Source organism: Aquincola agrisoli, assembly GCF_036621135.1.
Classification (GTDB): Bacteria; Pseudomonadota; Gammaproteobacteria; order Burkholderiales; family Burkholderiaceae_C; genus Aquincola; species Aquincola agrisoli.
In genome coordinates, this window is the sequence record NZ_JAZIBG010000058.1 from 64,235 (window position 1) to 77,907 (window position 13,673).

A 13,673-nucleotide genomic window follows, 5' to 3' on the forward strand; every position below is an offset into this window, starting at 1 on the left:
CAGTCCATCTTATCGGCAGCCTTCACGGAGAACGGACATGGCGGCACTCAGGATCGGCATCGTCGGCGCGGGCATCGGCGGCCTGGCAGCGGCCAACGCGCTGCATCGCGGCGGGCATGACGTGACAGTGTTCGAGCAGAGCCAGCGGTTCCTGCGCGTGGGCGCCGACATCAACCTCACGCCCAACGCCGTGCGCGCGCTCGACGGCCTGGGCGAGGGCATCGCCCAGGCGGTGCGCGCCTCGGCCGCGCGGCCCACGCACCGCATCAGCCGCACCTGGGATACCGGCGAGGAAACCTCGCGCCTGCCGATGGGCGACCAGGCCGAGCGCCAGTACGGCGCGCCGCAGCTCACCATCCACCGCGCCGACCTGCTGGCCGCGCTGGCCGAGGCCTTCCCGGCGCAGCGGGTGCGTTTTGCCACGCGCGCGCAGCTGATCGAGCCGCAGGCCGGCGGCGTGGCCGTGCGCTTCGCCGACGACAGCGAGGCGACGCAGCTCGACGTGCTGGTGGGCGCCGACGGCATCCACTCGGTGGTGCGCAGCGCGATGTTCGGCGCCGAGCGCCCGCGCTTCACCGGCGTCGTGGCCTTCCGCGCCGTGGTGCCCACCGAGCGCGTGAAGCACCTGCCCGACATCGCGGCCTTCACCAAGTGGTGGGGCCCGAACCCCGAGAGCCAGATCGTCACCTTCCCGCTCAACCAGGGGCGCGACACGTTCATCTTCGCGACCACCGCGCAGGATTCTTGGCACGAGGAGTCGTGGACCACGCCGGGCAGCGTGGACGAGTTGCGCGGCTTCTATGCGGGCTTCCACCCCGATGCGCGCGCGCTGCTGGACGCGTGCGACACCGTGCTGAAGACCGCGCTGTACGAGCGCGACCCGCTGCCGCACTGGGCGCAGGGCCCCCTGGTGCTGCTGGGCGACGCCTGCCACCCGATGATGCCGTTCATGGCGCAGGGCGCCGGCACCGCGATCGAGGACGCCGTGGTGCTGTCGCGCTGCCTCGCCGGGCTCGCGTCGGCCGCCGAGGTGCCGGCCGCGCTGCGCCGCTACGAGGCGATGAGGCGGGAGCGCGCCAGCCAGATCCAGGTCGGCTCGCGCGGCAACAACTGGCTGCGTGCTGGCGGCAACGCCGACTGGGTGTACGGCTACGACGCCTGGGGCGTGCCCCTGCCGGCGGCGGCCTGAGGCAGGGCGGCGCACGCCGGCGCGGGGCGCGGCGCTTTCAGCGTGCGGCGGCCGGCGGCAGCTCGGCGCTGCGGAAGGCCTGCTGCGCGGCCGGCCGGTCCTTGCAGGCGATGCCCGCGGTTTCCACGCCGCCGTCGTCGCTGAGGATCTGGAGCCGGCCGTCGGGCCATGCGAACAGCGCCTCCGGCCGCAGGCCGGCCAGTGCGCTGCCGTCGGCGAGCACAGGCGCATCGCCAGGCTGGCCGCTCCAGCGGTAGAGCGAGAAGGCGCCGCGGTCGGCGGTGGGGCCGGCGACGATCCAGTACACATCGCCCACGCGCTCGATGCTGCGGACGCCGCGCTGGCGCAGGCCCAGCAGCAGCGGCTCGCCGATGCGGGCGGGGCGGCCGGCCAGCACGTCGTCGGGATTCAGCAGCGGCACCAGCAGCGCCTGGCCGTTGGGGATGGGGTTGCGCAGGCCGATCCACAGCCCGCCGCCGGGCCGCGCCGCCAGCCCCTCGATGTTGAGGCCGCCCGGCGCTTCGGGGGCGAGGCGTGCGGCCTCCGCGAGCTTGAAGCGCTGCAGGCCGGGCGCGGCCAGCAGGTCGTCGAGCAGGCCGAGGTAGGGCGCGCCCGCCGGCACCAGTGAGGGCGGGGCGGAAGCGGCCGATGCCGGGGGCGCCACGATGTCGGTGGCGAAGAAGCGGTGGCGGTCGGGCCGGGGCTTGCCGTCCTTGTTGCGGCCGTGGGAAGCGATCCAGTAGATGCGGCGGCCGACGACGGCCGCACCTTCGATGTCGGACTCCTTCTTGCCCGTGCCGAGGAAGCCGGCCATCGGCCACTGCGCGACGGCCTTCGGCTCGCCGCGGCGGAACACGCGCAGCGTGTTGTCCTCGTCCCCGGCCACGGCGAAGTGCCGTGCGTCGAGCGCCTCGGCGGCGGAGGCGTCGCAGAGGCCTTGGTAGGTGGCGGCAGCCTGGCCAGCCGCCGCGGCGAGCCCGGCGGCGCAGGTGAGGAGCGCCGCCGCGGAGCGTGCGGCCAGGCGGTGCGTTCGGGTTCGTGTCATGCCGATGTGCAGTGGGATGGACCCGCAGCGGACCGGGGGATCGGGCGGGGCGCCGCAAGGTCGGAGGCGTCAAGGATAGAGTGCCCGCCTCCATCCCACCTCATCGAACGAGAGGACGCGCCATGCACATCGACCTTCGCGGCAAGACCGCCATCGTCACCGGTTCCACGCTCGGCATCGGGCTCGCAGCGGCCAAGGGGCTCGCCGGCACGGGTGCGCGCGTCATCGTCAACGGGCGCAAGCAGCCCGCGGTCGACGAGGCGCTGGCCGCCATTCGGCAGGCGGTGCCGGGCGCCGACGTGGCCGGCTTCGCGGGCGACCTGGGCACGGCCGAGGGTTGCGAGGCGCTGGTGCAGGCGTATCCGCGCTGCGACATCCTCGTCAACAACCTCGGCATCTTCGGGCCGCAGGACTTCTTCGAGACGCCCGATGCCGAGTGGCAGCGCTTCTTCGAGGTCAACGTGATGTCGGGCGTGCGCCTGTCGCGCGCCTACCTGCCGGGCATGGCGGCACAAGGCTGGGGCCGCGTGGTGTTCCTGTCGTCGGAGTCGGGGCTGAACATCCCGGCCGACATGATCCATTACGGCTTCACGAAGACGGCCGTGTTGTCCATCGCGCGCGGCCTGGCCAAGCGCATGGCGGGCACGGGGGTGACGGTCAACTCGGTGCTGCCCGGCCCCACGCTGTCCGAGGGCGTGGCCGAGATGCTGAAGGAAGAAACCGCGAAGACCGGCAAGACGCTGGAGGAGGCCGGCGCCGATTTCGTGAAGGCGCACCGGCCCTCGTCCATCCTGCAGCGCGCGGCCACGGTGGAAGAAGTGGCGAACATGATCGTCTACGCCTGTTCGAAGCAGGCCTCGGCCACGACGGGCGCGGCGCTGCGGGTGGACGGGGGGGTGGTGGACAGTCTCTAGCCCGCGGGTCGAACGGGGGCAAGCGTCAGCCTTCGCTCTCCGTCTCCAGCCTGCCGGGTGTTTCGTCGGGGGCACCGGCAAGGAAGAGCTGAGCCAGCAAGTCCAGCTTTTGCCCGACCTCCGCTGGGATGCTGGCAAGTGGTGCGTGAACCACCAGACGATGCAGTTCGCCCTTCTTCAACAGCATAGGGCCGCCCAGCACAAGCACCAGTTGCCTGAAGAACGTCTCTGCAACGAGGCTCAGCTTGCGGCGCTCGGTCTTGGCTTCCCAGACCAGGCGTGCCGCGTCTGCTGGCAGGCCTTGCCATGCGCGGAAGTCGTCCTGGTTGCCATCGAACACCAACTCGCCGATGACTTCTGCCAGTACTTGGTCGATGGCGCCCTGTACCTGTTGCGTGAACAGATCCTCTGCGGGGTACTGACCGGCTGCATAGCTCCGGAGCAGGTCGGGGGTGATGAAGTAGTTTTCAGCCTCGTAACGTTTCCAGTAGCGGATGGCCAGCGCGCCTTCGTCCTTGTCTTGGCGGGCTTGGCCATCGTTGTCGAGAATGGCCAGGCCTTTCAGGTTCGGCAGCAAGTTGCGCAAGCCATTGAAGTGTTCGCGCGGTGTGATGCCGAAGCCGCCTTCCACACGTTCCAACTCGGCTGCGACATCCTGCAGAGGGTAGTTGTTCTGCACATAGAACGAGTTGATCCGCTCGTCCCAGAGCGCTGCCACTGGATGGCCCAAGCGCTCGGCGAGCGCCCGCAACATGTCCACATCCGTGCCGCCTTCTACGTACAGAACGTAGCCCCGCTCTCGGGCTTTGACGTAGTGTTCGGCACCGAAATGCTTAAGGCTATTCCGGATGTCCTTCTTCTGTGCCAGGTCGTCCGCGCGGCCTTCGAGGAGCAGCGTCAAGTTGTTGTCCAGCGCTTCGTCCAGGATGACTTCGGAGTGCGTCACCATCACAACCTGCGAGCCGTTCTCGCTGGCGATGTCGCGCAGCAGCACATACACCTGCTTTTGCCTGAGTATCTCCAGGTGGGCGTCCGGCTCATCCACCAGCAGCACGCTGCGCTTGTGAGAGTAGAGGTACGCGAACACCAGCAGCATCTGCAGAAATCCACGGCCGGCCGACGACACGTCAAGCATCTCCTTGACGCCCGGCTGCCTGTACTGCAAAGCAATGCTGCCGCGCGCCGTTTCGAGCGGTGTGTCCAGCTCGACGTTAAACAAGCGCCGCATCAGCGCCACGATACGGCGCCAGTCTTCGGCAGACGACTTCACGACGGAAAGGCACAGGTTGCGCAGCACGTCCGCCGTGCGTCCCTGGCCAAGCAGTACGTCCACGCGGCCGGGCTGCAGGATCGGTTCCTCGGTATCGAGGCCGGACATCGGGTATAGGAGTTCGACCTTCAGGCCGGCGGCATGCGCGATCAGATCGAGGTCGGTAGCTACGGCCGCATCGGGCGTGCAATACACCAGTTCGTCGCCCTGGTTGCGGAATCGCATGGGCAACGCCCGAATGTCCCCCCTGAACTCCACGCCTACGGTGATGACCAGGGGGATGTCCTTGTTGCCTCTGCGCACATTGGTGTTGTGCCAGAAGAAGCGGGTGCGCTGTACCGGCACAGCGACGATGTTCAGTCTGTTCAGCGAGGTGGCCGTCCGCTCCTTGGCGGACGAGTCGCGGCGCACGTCGAACCATGTTCGTACAGCCTGCGCCCACAACGCCAGGGCCTGGATGGCACTGGTCTTGCCGCAGTTGTTGGGGCCGATGAGCACTGCGGGGTGGTCCAGTTCGATGCGCTGCCGTTCGCCGAAGCGCTTGAAGTTTTCGATCTCAAGGTAGTGCAGGAGACGCATGGCTGTGTCTGCAGTTCGAACGGATGGCGAGAAGTCGGCGGAGATCGCCGTGGCAACCAGCCAGCAGCAGGCCACTGAAGACGTCGGCGCTGGCATCGGCGCCTGATTGTCTCGGATGTTGAGCCAGGGCCCAGCCTACAAATCCGTCCGCAGCCGCCAAAGCTCCGGGAACAGCACCACGTCGAGCATCTTGCGCAGGTAGCTCACGCCGCCGGTGCCGCCGGTGCCGCGCTTGAAGCCGATGACACGCTCGACCGTGGTGACGTGGCGGAAGCGCCAGAGGCGGAAGGCGTCTTCGAGGTCGGTGAGCTTCTCGCCGAGCTGGTACAGGTCCCAGTAATGCTCGGGGTCGCGGTAGACCGTGAGCCAGGCCTGCTCCACCTCGTCGCTCGCCTGGTAGGGCTGCGTCCAGTCGCGGTCGAGGTGGCCGGCAGGCACTGGCAGCCCGCGGCGGGCCAGCAGGCGCAGCGCCTCGTCGTACAGCGAAGGCGCCTGCCAGGCCGCTTCCACCATCGCCAGCAGCTCGGGCCGGTGCGCGTGCGGCTTGAGCATCGCGGCGTTCTTGTTGCCGAGCATGAACTCGATGCAGCGGTACTGCGCGCTCTGGAAGCCGCTGGATTGCGCCAGGTAAGGCCGCATGGCGGTGTACTCGGGCGGCGTCATCGTTGCCAGCACCGTCCAGGCGCTGACGAGCTGCTCCATGATGCGGCTCACCCGCGCCAGCATCTTGAAGGCTGGCGCCATGCGTTCCTCGGCGATGCAGCCCAACGCCGCGTGCAGCTCGTGCAGCATCAGCTTCATCCACAGCTCGCTGGTCTGGTGCTGCACGATGAAGAGCATCTCGTCGTGCGCGGGTGACAGCGGTTGCTGCGCATTCAGGATGCGGTCGAGCTGCAGGTAGTCGCCGTAGCTCATCGAGCGGCTGAAATCGAGCTGGGCGCCTTCCTCGGCGACGATGCGTTGGGTGTCTTGCATGGTGGTGCTGCGGTGAGCCCCGGGCCGGCCTGTTCGGGCGTCAGGCCACCCCGAGGCGTTGGGCGATCCAGCGGCACAGCGGGCTGGCCGGGTCCTCGAAACCGTGGATCGCGGAGAAGTGGTGCGCGCCGGGCTGCGAAAGCAGCTCGCCGGGGTTGCCGGCGCGCTGCCACGCCTCGGCGTACAGCCGCGACTGGCGTTCGAACTCGGGCGACTCCGCGCCGCCCCAGCTGATGAGCGCCGGCGTGGCGCAGGGCCGTACGTTGAAGGCGGGCGAGTTGCGGCGGATGACGCCGTCGTCGAGCTGGATCAGCGGCTGCAGGTAGCTGTAGCGCAGCGGCTGCAGGTCGAACAGGCCGCTGACCAGCACCGCACCCACGAAGGGATCGGTGGGCAGGCCGTAATCCTCGGCCCAGCGCGTCTGCAGGCTCATCGCGGTGAGGTGGCCGCCGGCCGAATGGCCGCCGATCGCCACGCGCGTGGGGTCGCCGCCATGTTCGCCGATGTGGCGCAGCACCCAGGCCAGCGCGGCGCGCGTTTGCCGCACCACCTCGTCCATCGACACGTAGGGGCACAGCTCGTAGTTCGTCACCACGGTGGTGATGCCCAGGGCTTGCAGCCCGAGCGCGACGCAGCTGAATTCCTTCGACGACAGCGCGCGCCAGTAGCCGCCGTGGATGAAGACGAACACCGGTGCGCCGGGCTGCGCGGCCGGGAAGATGTCGAGCGTTTCGGCCAGCGTGGGGCCGAAGGGCACGTCGAGGGTGCAGCGCAGCGTCTCACGCGCGAGGCGGCTGCGGTCGACGTAGTGCCGCAGCTCGGCGGCCGGGTCGGTGACGCCGGTGCTGGTGTTGTACTGGGCGTCGATCTCGGGCTGGGTGGCGAATTGGCGGTAGAGGGTCGAATGGGCCATGTCGGAAGCTCTGTGTAGCGGTGTACGGGAGGGTTCACGGGCCGGCACTTCTTGACCAGTGCCTCGTGATCGTAGCCGCCGCGTCGCTGCCGCTGCGGCAGGCGCCGTTGAGCAGCGACTGCGAGAGGTGGTCGAAGAAATGGCTGGAGCGCCATCCGCGGTTCGTCACTCCCGAGCCGTTCATCTGGACAGGGCAAAGCCGCCTTGGCGACCGCTGCGGGTTACGTACAGAACGGAGCGGCGCGCTGCACTAGCGACGTCCACGGCTGTCGCTCTAGCCTACAATGGATGCTCTCTGCGGGAGAGCGGGGCCGTAGCGCCTCCACCGAAGGCGCAAGCTCCCATCATCGCTCAGGTAGCAGGACCGCAGCAGAACATCGCCGACTGGAGAGCGGCCCGGCGCGTGACCTGCGCTCCGAGGCCCACCGAAGGGGCAAGCTGCATTGGCAGCTCAAACTCTCAGGTAAAAGGACAGGGGGAGAGGCGTTTTCGGCCGCGCGTCAGGCGCGGGCGACCCTGTCTGGATTTCCTGTGCTGTTCTTTCCACTCGCCTCTGGCGGCGCACCTTGCTCGTCACCATTTCAGGTGCAGGCATGTTGACGTTCATCTACCTCGTCGCCATCGTTGCCGAAGGCATGTCCGGAGCCCTGGCCGCTGGCCGGCGAAACATGGACGTTTTCGGTGTTGCTGTCATCGCATTCGTCACTGCGCTGGGGGGCGGCACGGTCAGAGACGTGATCTTGGGCCGCTTTCCAATTGGTTGGACTCAGCATCCAGAGTACGTCGGTCTTGTCATCGCCGCAGGCTTATTGACCACGTTGATTGCTCGGCACATGCACAAGCTTCGGCGCTTGTTTCTTGTGGTTGACGCGATGGGACTTGTCGCGTTTTCGCTGATCGGGTGTGAAGTCGCGTTGCGCCTGGGCTATTCAATACCTCTGGTCATCATGTCGGGAATGATCACCGGCATCTGTGGCGGGGTGCTGCGCGATGTGTTGTGCAACCACGTGCCCGTGGTGTTCCAACGCGAGCTCTATGCCAGCGTGTCGGTTGTTGTGTGTTGCCTGTTCTTGGGCCTCGATGCCCTCGGTCTTGGCGAGACGGTCAGTACCGTGTCGAGCTTCGCGGTGGGTCTGACGCTTCGAATGCTTGCGATAGGGAGAGGGTGGAGGCTGCCCACGTTCTCGTACCAGCAACGGTGGGAGTAAGTGTTGTCGCACCCCTACTGCCCTGCCTTGCGTTCTCGTCTCAAGTCCAGCCCGTTCCTGCGAGCGGCTGCCGGCGTTCTGCTTGGGGCCATGGTCAGCTTCAGCCTAGGCAGCGCTTACGTGTTGCACGGTCTATGGACGCAATTGCCCTCCGTTCTTCTTTTGGCCGACTACCAGCCGGCACTGCCTATGCGTATTTACGCACGTGACGGTTCGCTGTTGGCGGAGTACGGCCAGGAGCGCCGCGAACTGGTCGCCATCGAGGATATGCCGGCTCGATTAAAGCAGGCGCTGCTTGCAATCGAAGACGCTAATTTCTATGAGCATGGGGCGGTCGACTTCACCGGACTCACCCGCGCCATGCTCAGCAACTTTCGCGCTGGTGAGCACGCGCAGGGCGGCAGCACGATCACAATGCAAGTTGCTCGCCTCTTCTTTCTCAGCCGCGTGAAGACGTACTCGCGCAAGCTGACGGAGATCATGTTGGCGTACAAACTTGAGTCGACGTACAGCAAGGACAAGTTGCTGGAGTTGTACATGAATCAGGTTTACCTTGGTGAACGGGCCTACGGCTTTGCCGCCGCCTCGTCCGTGTACTTTGACAAGACCCTGGACCAACTGTCCGTCGCTGAAGCTGCCATGTTGGCTGGCCTGCCAAAGGCCCCGTCAGCTTACAACCCTGTGGCCAATCGGGAGCGCGCCACGGCGCGCCAGCATTACATCCTTCGGCGCATGCACGAACTCGGCCACCTCGACACGGCTGAACTTGAGGCGGCGCTTGCGGAGGATCTTGTCCTTCGGCCCAAATCCGAAGGCGCGAACGCAGACGCGGCGTTCGCCGTGGAGCAGGCGCGGAAGTTGATGGTGGATCGCTTCGGGGAGGACGCCTACGTCATCGGCCTGGACGTGGTGACAACCATCAGCCCCGAGGCACAACGCGCGGCCAATCGGGAGCTGCGTGCCGGCTTGCTTCGCGCGCAGGAAGCTCGAGGCTATGGCGGACCGGAAGGGCACATTGAACTGCCGCCACTCAACGAAGATGCCGGCACCCTGCGTCGCCTGCTCGCACCGTGGCCGGATAGCAAAGATTTGCGCGCAGCGGTAGTGGTGAGGGCGTCGCCGCAACGTGGCATTCACGCTCGCCTGCGTGACGGCAGCGACGTGCACGTGGAAACAAGGTCGCTTGATGCCAGTGCACGAGCCGCTCTACTGGGAACCACCTTCACAAAACGAAAAATCGCGCCCGGTGCCATCGTTCGTGTGACAGCGCGCGGCGATGGCGGATGGCGGCTGACCGAGGTTCCTGGAATGGAGGGGGCGTTGGTCTCCATGGACGTCAAGACAGGAGAGATTCTCGCGTTAACGGGCGGGTTCGATTTCGCGCGGAACAGGTTCGACCACGCTGTGCAAGCCGAAAGGCAGCCCGGCTCAACCTTCAAACCGTTCGTCTTTTCGGCGGCTCTGGAAAAGGGTTACTTTCCCGGGACCGCCGTCGACGATTCCCGGCGTGTGGTCACGCCGGAGGTACGTGGACGGAAGGCTTGGAGCCCGCGAAACTACGGTAACCACTACGAGGGCTTCATCGATGCGCGTCGCGGCTTAGTTCGCTCCAAGAATCTAGTCGCAGTCAACTTGATGGAGGCTGCTGGCGTAGGCTACGTCAGCGAGTTTTCAACGCGTTTCGGCTTCCTTCCCGAGCGCAACCCTTCGCGCCTTCCCCTTGCCTTGGGTGCGGGTTCTACAACGCCGCTTCAGCTCACGCAGGCTTACGCTGTGTTCGCTAACAGCGGCCACTGGGTGCCGCCAATACTCATCAGCTCGGTGACGGAGCGACATGGGGACACCCTCTATAAAGCGCGTCCCCAACCTGGCGTTGCAGTGATCTCACCGCGCAACGCATACGTCATGGACAGCTTGTTGCGAGACACCGTGCGTCATGGCACTGGCCGGCGCGCAGCGGTGCTGAACCGCCCAGACATAGCTGGCAAGACGGGCACCTCCAACGACGCTCGCGACGCGTGGTTTGCGGGCTACGCTGGTGGGGTGGCCTCGGTTGTGTGGGTGGGGTATGACCAACCGCGAAGCCTCGGGAGGCAGGCGACGGGTGGAACGCTTGCACTGCCAATCTGGACAAGCTACATGAAAGTGGCGGTGCGAGACAGGCCCCCGCAGAAGCAAGAGAAACCCAGGGGCTTGGCCATCTCGAACGGCGATCTCGTGTACGCCGAGTACCTGGAGGGAGCCTGCGTCGACAACAAGTCTCCGTTCGTTCGACCCGAATTTGCGTGCGCCACGCCACTGCGGGCGTTCGACGGCAATTTAGTCGATTAAGCTTGGCACCACAGCATGGCCACTGAACGCTCTGTCACTTGCCGGCGACACCGCTGGCCAGTGGTGCCATGGAGGTGGCTGCGCCGTGCGCCTGTGCAGAACGCCCATGCTGGATGCAGCACACCGCAACTGCTGCAACCACTGCCGGCAAGCCGATCGCTAGGAAGTTGCTCTCCAGCGGCAAGCCCATTGCCACCAAGCTGCCAATCATGATGGGTGCGAGGATGGCACCGCTGCGCCCGACGCCCGAGGCCCACCCGATGCCGGTGGAGCGCATCGCCATCGGATAGTACTGGCCCACGTAGGCGTAGGTCACGATCTGCGTGCCGATCGTTGACGCGCCTGCCAGGCCAACCAGCACGAACAGGGCGGGTTGTGGCATGGGGTAGCCAAGCAATGTGATCGACACCGCTGCCAGCAAGTACATACCCACCAGCACGTACTTGATGTGGAAGCCGTCAGCCAGCCAGCCGCCGCCGATGGCACCGAACATGCCGCCGAAGTTCAGCACCAGCACGAAGGTCAGCGCCGAGCCCAACGTATAGCCGGCACCGGCCATCAGCTTGGTGAGCCAGGAGCTGAGCGCGTAGACCATGAACAGGCACATGAAGAAGGCGATCCAGAACATGATGGTGCTGAAGCCCCGGCCGTGCTGGAACAGCTTTCCGATGGGCGCGCCCGCATCACGGTCCTGCTTCGCCAGGTCGAAGGAGTCACCCGGCTGCGGACGGTAGCTCGGGTCCAGCCGACCGGCGATGGTCTGCAACCTGGCGTTCTGCCCCGTCTTGATCAGGAAGGGCATGGACTCGGGCACGGACCTCAGGATTACCGGGATCAGCAACACCGGCAGGCCGGCGGCCAGGAACACCGACTGCCATCCGTAGCGTTCGAGCAAGCCCTTGCCCACCACGGCCGCCAGCATGCCGCCCACTGCATAGCCGCTGAACATCAGCGTGACCATGGTGCTGCGGATCTTGCGTGGCGAATACTCCGTCATCTGCGCGACCACGTTCGGCATCACGCCGCCGATGCCCAGCCCGGCCAGGAATCGCATGACGCTGAAGGTGACCGGGTCGCTCGTGAGTCCGGCCGCCGCGGTGAACAGGCTGAACAGCGCGATGCAGATCGCGATCGCGCGGCGGCGGCCGATGCGGTCGGCGATCGTGCCAAGGAAGATGGCGCCGAACATCATGCCGAACAACGCCGAACTGACCATGAAACCCGCGTTGGTGGGGCTCACGCCCATCTCCTTCATGATCGACGGCAAGGCGATGCCGGCGACGGCCAGGTCGTAGCCGTCGAAGATGATGATCAGGGCGCACCAGAGCAGGATGCCCCGATGGAAGCCGTTGAACCTGGCTTCGTCCGCCAGCTTGTGCAGGTCGATGTGCTTCATGTTTGTCTCCGTGGACTTGTCTGCTCAGCCCAGGTCGCCACCGGCAACTGCCAGCACCGAGCCGGTAACGTACGAGGACTCGTCGGACGCGAAGAACAGGATCGGGGCCACCTGCTCGGCTATCGTCCCGTAGCGGTGCATCAAGCTGGAATTCTTGGTCTGGTCGACGACGCCCTGGTACCAGGCCGTCTCGGTGGCGGTCGGTTGGCTCGCTGGCGCCTGGTTACGCGGCACGCGCCGCGGTGGCGCGTCGGTGCCACCGGGGGCCGTGGCGTTGATGCGGATGCCGTTGCGGGCGTGTTCCATGGCCAGCGACGCGGTCAGCGCGTTCACGCCGCCCTTGGCCGCCGAGTACGGCGCGCGGTGCACGCCGCGTGTGGCCACCGACGACACGTTGACGATCACACCACGCTGCCGCTCCACCATGTGCGGCAGCACCGCACGGCAGCACCACAGCGTGGGGAACAGCGAGCGACGGACCTCGGCCTCTATCTGCTGCTCTTCGTAGTGCTCGTAGGGCTTGGCCCAGATGGTGCCGCCCACGTTGTTGACCAGCACGTCGATGCGGCCGAACTGCGCCAGGCATTGCGCCACGGCGTGTTGCGCGCCGGCATAGGTTTCGAGATCGGCGTGCGCCGAAGCGGCTTCGCCACCGGCCTCGCGGATCTGTGCGACCACCTCGTCAACGATGTCCGAGCGGTCCACGGCCAGCACCTGGCCGCCTTCGGCCCCGATGCGCAGCGCCACACCTTGCCCGATGCCCTGGGCCGCGCCGGTCACCAGCACGACCTTGTCCTGAAAGCGTTGTGCGGTGCTCATGTGGCCACCGCCTGGTTGGGCGTGAACTTCTCGTAATGGAAGCTGGCAGGCGTGATGGCCTCTGCCTTGAAGTACTTCTGCACGGCGTCCACCATCGGCGGCGGGCCACACAGGTACACATCGACGTTGCCGCCGTGCAGTGCTTGCGCAGGCATGTGCTGGGTCACATAGCCCTGCTGCGGATGCGTGGTCTGCGGGTCGGCCACGCAGGTGCCGTAGGTGAAGCCGGGAATGCGGCGGGCGTACGCCGCCAGCCGGTCGACCATCACCAGATCCTGATCGCGCGTGACGCCGTAGATCAGGTGCACGGGCTGCTGCGTGCCTTGCTCTGCCAGCACTTCCAGCATGGACAGGAACGGTGCCAGCCCCGTGCCGCCCGCCAGGAACAGCAGCGGCCGTGTGACGGCCCGCAGGTAGAAGCTACCCAACGGGCCGGTCATCTGCAGCGGCTGACCGGCCGTGGCAGCGCCGAGCCAGCTGCTCATCAGCCCACCAGGCACCTGCTTGACCATGAACGTCATGCGCTTGTTGCCCGGCGCGGAGCTGAACGAGTAGGAGCGGTGCTGCCCGCTGCCCGGCACGTCGATGTTCACGTACTGGCCGGGCAGGAACACGGGGGCCTCCGCCGGAACATCCAGCACCAGCTCGTAGGCCGCGTCGGCGAACGCCGTCACCTCACCGACCGCGGCCGCGAAGTGCGCGGTGCCGGTCTTGCAGGCTGTCGACGGCACGGGGACCGAGATCACGCAGTCCGACTTGGGGATCATCTGGCAGGTCAGCACCAGGCCTTCGTCGGCCTCGTCCTGTGTCAGCGCGTCTTCGATGTAGTCGTCGCCGAGGTCGTAGCGGCCGGCCTCTGCGCGGCACTTGCAGGTGCCGCACACGCCGTCGGAGCAATCCATCGGCAGGTTGATGCGGTTGCGGAAGGCCGCGTCCAGCACCTTCTCGTTGGCGCCGCAGTCGACGAAGCGGGTCACGCCGTCTTCGAAGTTCAGGGCGATGCGGTACTTGTTCATCGTGTGTCTCCCCCAAAT

At 66.6% G+C, this 13,673-nt stretch carries 11 protein-coding genes and 2 riboswitches; of the genes, 4 read left to right on the forward strand and 7 right to left on the reverse strand.

Going from position 1 to position 13,673, the window contains the following annotated elements:
* The first annotated feature begins 37 nt into the window (after positions 1 to 37).
* The gene (locus V4F39_RS26725) at positions 38 to 1,189 is read left to right on the forward strand and encodes an FAD-dependent monooxygenase (protein ID WP_332293293.1); all 1,152 of its coding nucleotides are present in this window, start codon (positions 38 to 40) and stop codon (positions 1,187 to 1,189) included.
* Between the two features lie 37 nt (positions 1,190 to 1,226).
* On the opposite strand, the gene V4F39_RS26730 is transcribed toward V4F39_RS26725, so the two are convergent.
* Positions 1,227 to 2,234, reverse strand: coding sequence for a DUF3616 domain-containing protein (locus V4F39_RS26730; protein ID WP_332293294.1), 1,008 nt, complete (start codon positions 2,232 to 2,234; stop codon positions 1,227 to 1,229).
* A gap of 122 nt (positions 2,235 to 2,356) precedes the next feature.
* Here V4F39_RS26730 and V4F39_RS26735 point away from each other — a divergent pair, with 122 nt between their 5' ends.
* Complete coding sequence (locus V4F39_RS26735) at positions 2,357 to 3,148, forward strand: SDR family NAD(P)-dependent oxidoreductase (protein ID WP_332293295.1); 792 nt, start codon at positions 2,357 to 2,359, stop codon at positions 3,146 to 3,148.
* Between the two features lie 25 nt (positions 3,149 to 3,173).
* Here the strand turns inward: V4F39_RS26735 and V4F39_RS26740 are convergent, their stop codons facing one another.
* The 3 genes from V4F39_RS26740 to V4F39_RS26750 all read right to left on the reverse strand — a co-directional run bounded on the left by V4F39_RS26740 (position 3,174) and on the right by V4F39_RS26750 (position 6,885).
* Complete coding sequence (locus V4F39_RS26740) at positions 3,174 to 4,997, reverse strand: ATP-dependent nuclease (protein ID WP_332293296.1); 1,824 nt, start codon at positions 4,995 to 4,997, stop codon at positions 3,174 to 3,176.
* Positions 4,998 to 5,132: 135 nt separating this feature from the next.
* A complete protein-coding gene (gene kynA, locus V4F39_RS26745; protein WP_332293297.1) occupies positions 5,133 to 5,972 on the reverse strand; it encodes a tryptophan 2,3-dioxygenase in 840 nt (279 codons plus the stop codon).
* A 40-nt stretch (positions 5,973 to 6,012) separates the two neighbouring features.
* Positions 6,013 to 6,885, reverse strand: a complete 873-nt coding sequence (locus tag V4F39_RS26750; protein ID WP_332293298.1) for an alpha/beta hydrolase — start codon at positions 6,883 to 6,885, stop codon at positions 6,013 to 6,015.
* Between the two features lie 288 nt (positions 6,886 to 7,173).
* Positions 7,174 to 7,262: riboswitch (glycine riboswitch) on the forward strand.
* Positions 7,263 to 7,269: 7 nt separating this feature from the next.
* A riboswitch (glycine riboswitch) is annotated at positions 7,270 to 7,360 on the forward strand.
* Between the two features lie 118 nt (positions 7,361 to 7,478).
* Between V4F39_RS26750 and V4F39_RS26755 the strand changes: the two genes are divergently transcribed.
* Positions 7,479 to 8,093, forward strand: a complete 615-nt coding sequence (locus tag V4F39_RS26755; protein WP_332293299.1) for a trimeric intracellular cation channel family protein — start codon at positions 7,479 to 7,481, stop codon at positions 8,091 to 8,093.
* Between the two features lie 90 nt (positions 8,094 to 8,183).
* Positions 8,184 to 10,424, forward strand: a complete 2,241-nt coding sequence (locus V4F39_RS26760) for a penicillin-binding protein 1A (RefSeq protein ID WP_332293300.1) — start codon at positions 8,184 to 8,186, stop codon at positions 10,422 to 10,424.
* A gap of 34 nt (positions 10,425 to 10,458) precedes the next feature.
* On the opposite strand, the gene V4F39_RS26765 is transcribed toward V4F39_RS26760, so the two are convergent.
* Genes V4F39_RS26765 through benC form a run of 3 tightly spaced genes read right to left on the reverse strand, consistent with a single transcriptional unit; the run spans position 10,459 to position 13,655 of the window.
* Positions 10,459 to 11,820, reverse strand: a complete 1,362-nt coding sequence (locus V4F39_RS26765; RefSeq protein WP_332293301.1) for an MFS transporter — start codon at positions 11,818 to 11,820, stop codon at positions 10,459 to 10,461.
* Positions 11,821 to 11,844: 24 nt separating this feature from the next.
* Positions 11,845 to 12,639, reverse strand: a complete 795-nt coding sequence (gene benD, locus V4F39_RS26770) for a benzoate diol dehydrogenase BenD (protein WP_332293302.1) — start codon at positions 12,637 to 12,639, stop codon at positions 11,845 to 11,847.
* A complete protein-coding gene (gene benC / locus V4F39_RS26775) occupies positions 12,636 to 13,655 on the reverse strand; it encodes a benzoate 1,2-dioxygenase electron transfer component BenC (RefSeq protein ID WP_332293303.1) in 1,020 nt (339 codons plus the stop codon). Before benC ends, benD begins: the two co-directional genes overlap by 4 nt.
* Between the last annotated feature and the right edge of the window lie 18 nt (positions 13,656 to 13,673).

Coding starts and splice junctions, on each gene's coding strand:
- benD (WP_332293302.1), bottom strand. CDS start 12,639: ATGAGCACCGCACAACGCTTTCAGGACAAGGTCGTGCTGGTGACCGGC.
- V4F39_RS26730 (WP_332293294.1), bottom strand. CDS start 2,234: ATGACACGAACCCGAACGCACCGCCTGGCCGCACGCTCCGCGGCGGCG.
- V4F39_RS26725 (WP_332293293.1), top strand. CDS start 38: ATGGCGGCACTCAGGATCGGCATCGTCGGCGCGGGCATCGGCGGCCTG.
- V4F39_RS26760 (WP_332293300.1), top strand. CDS start 8,184: ATGGTCAGCTTCAGCCTAGGCAGCGCTTACGTGTTGCACGGTCTATGG.
- V4F39_RS26765 (WP_332293301.1), bottom strand. CDS start 11,820: ATGAAGCACATCGACCTGCACAAGCTGGCGGACGAAGCCAGGTTCAAC.
- kynA (WP_332293297.1), bottom strand. CDS start 5,972: ATGCAAGACACCCAACGCATCGTCGCCGAGGAAGGCGCCCAGCTCGAT.
- V4F39_RS26740 (WP_332293296.1), bottom strand. CDS start 4,997: ATGCGTCTCCTGCACTACCTTGAGATCGAAAACTTCAAGCGCTTCGGC.
- V4F39_RS26755 (WP_332293299.1), top strand. CDS start 7,479: ATGTTGACGTTCATCTACCTCGTCGCCATCGTTGCCGAAGGCATGTCC.
- V4F39_RS26750 (WP_332293298.1), bottom strand. CDS start 6,885: ATGGCCCATTCGACCCTCTACCGCCAATTCGCCACCCAGCCCGAGATC.
- benC (WP_332293303.1), bottom strand. CDS start 13,655: ATGAACAAGTACCGCATCGCCCTGAACTTCGAAGACGGCGTGACCCGC.
- V4F39_RS26735 (WP_332293295.1), top strand. CDS start 2,357: ATGCACATCGACCTTCGCGGCAAGACCGCCATCGTCACCGGTTCCACG.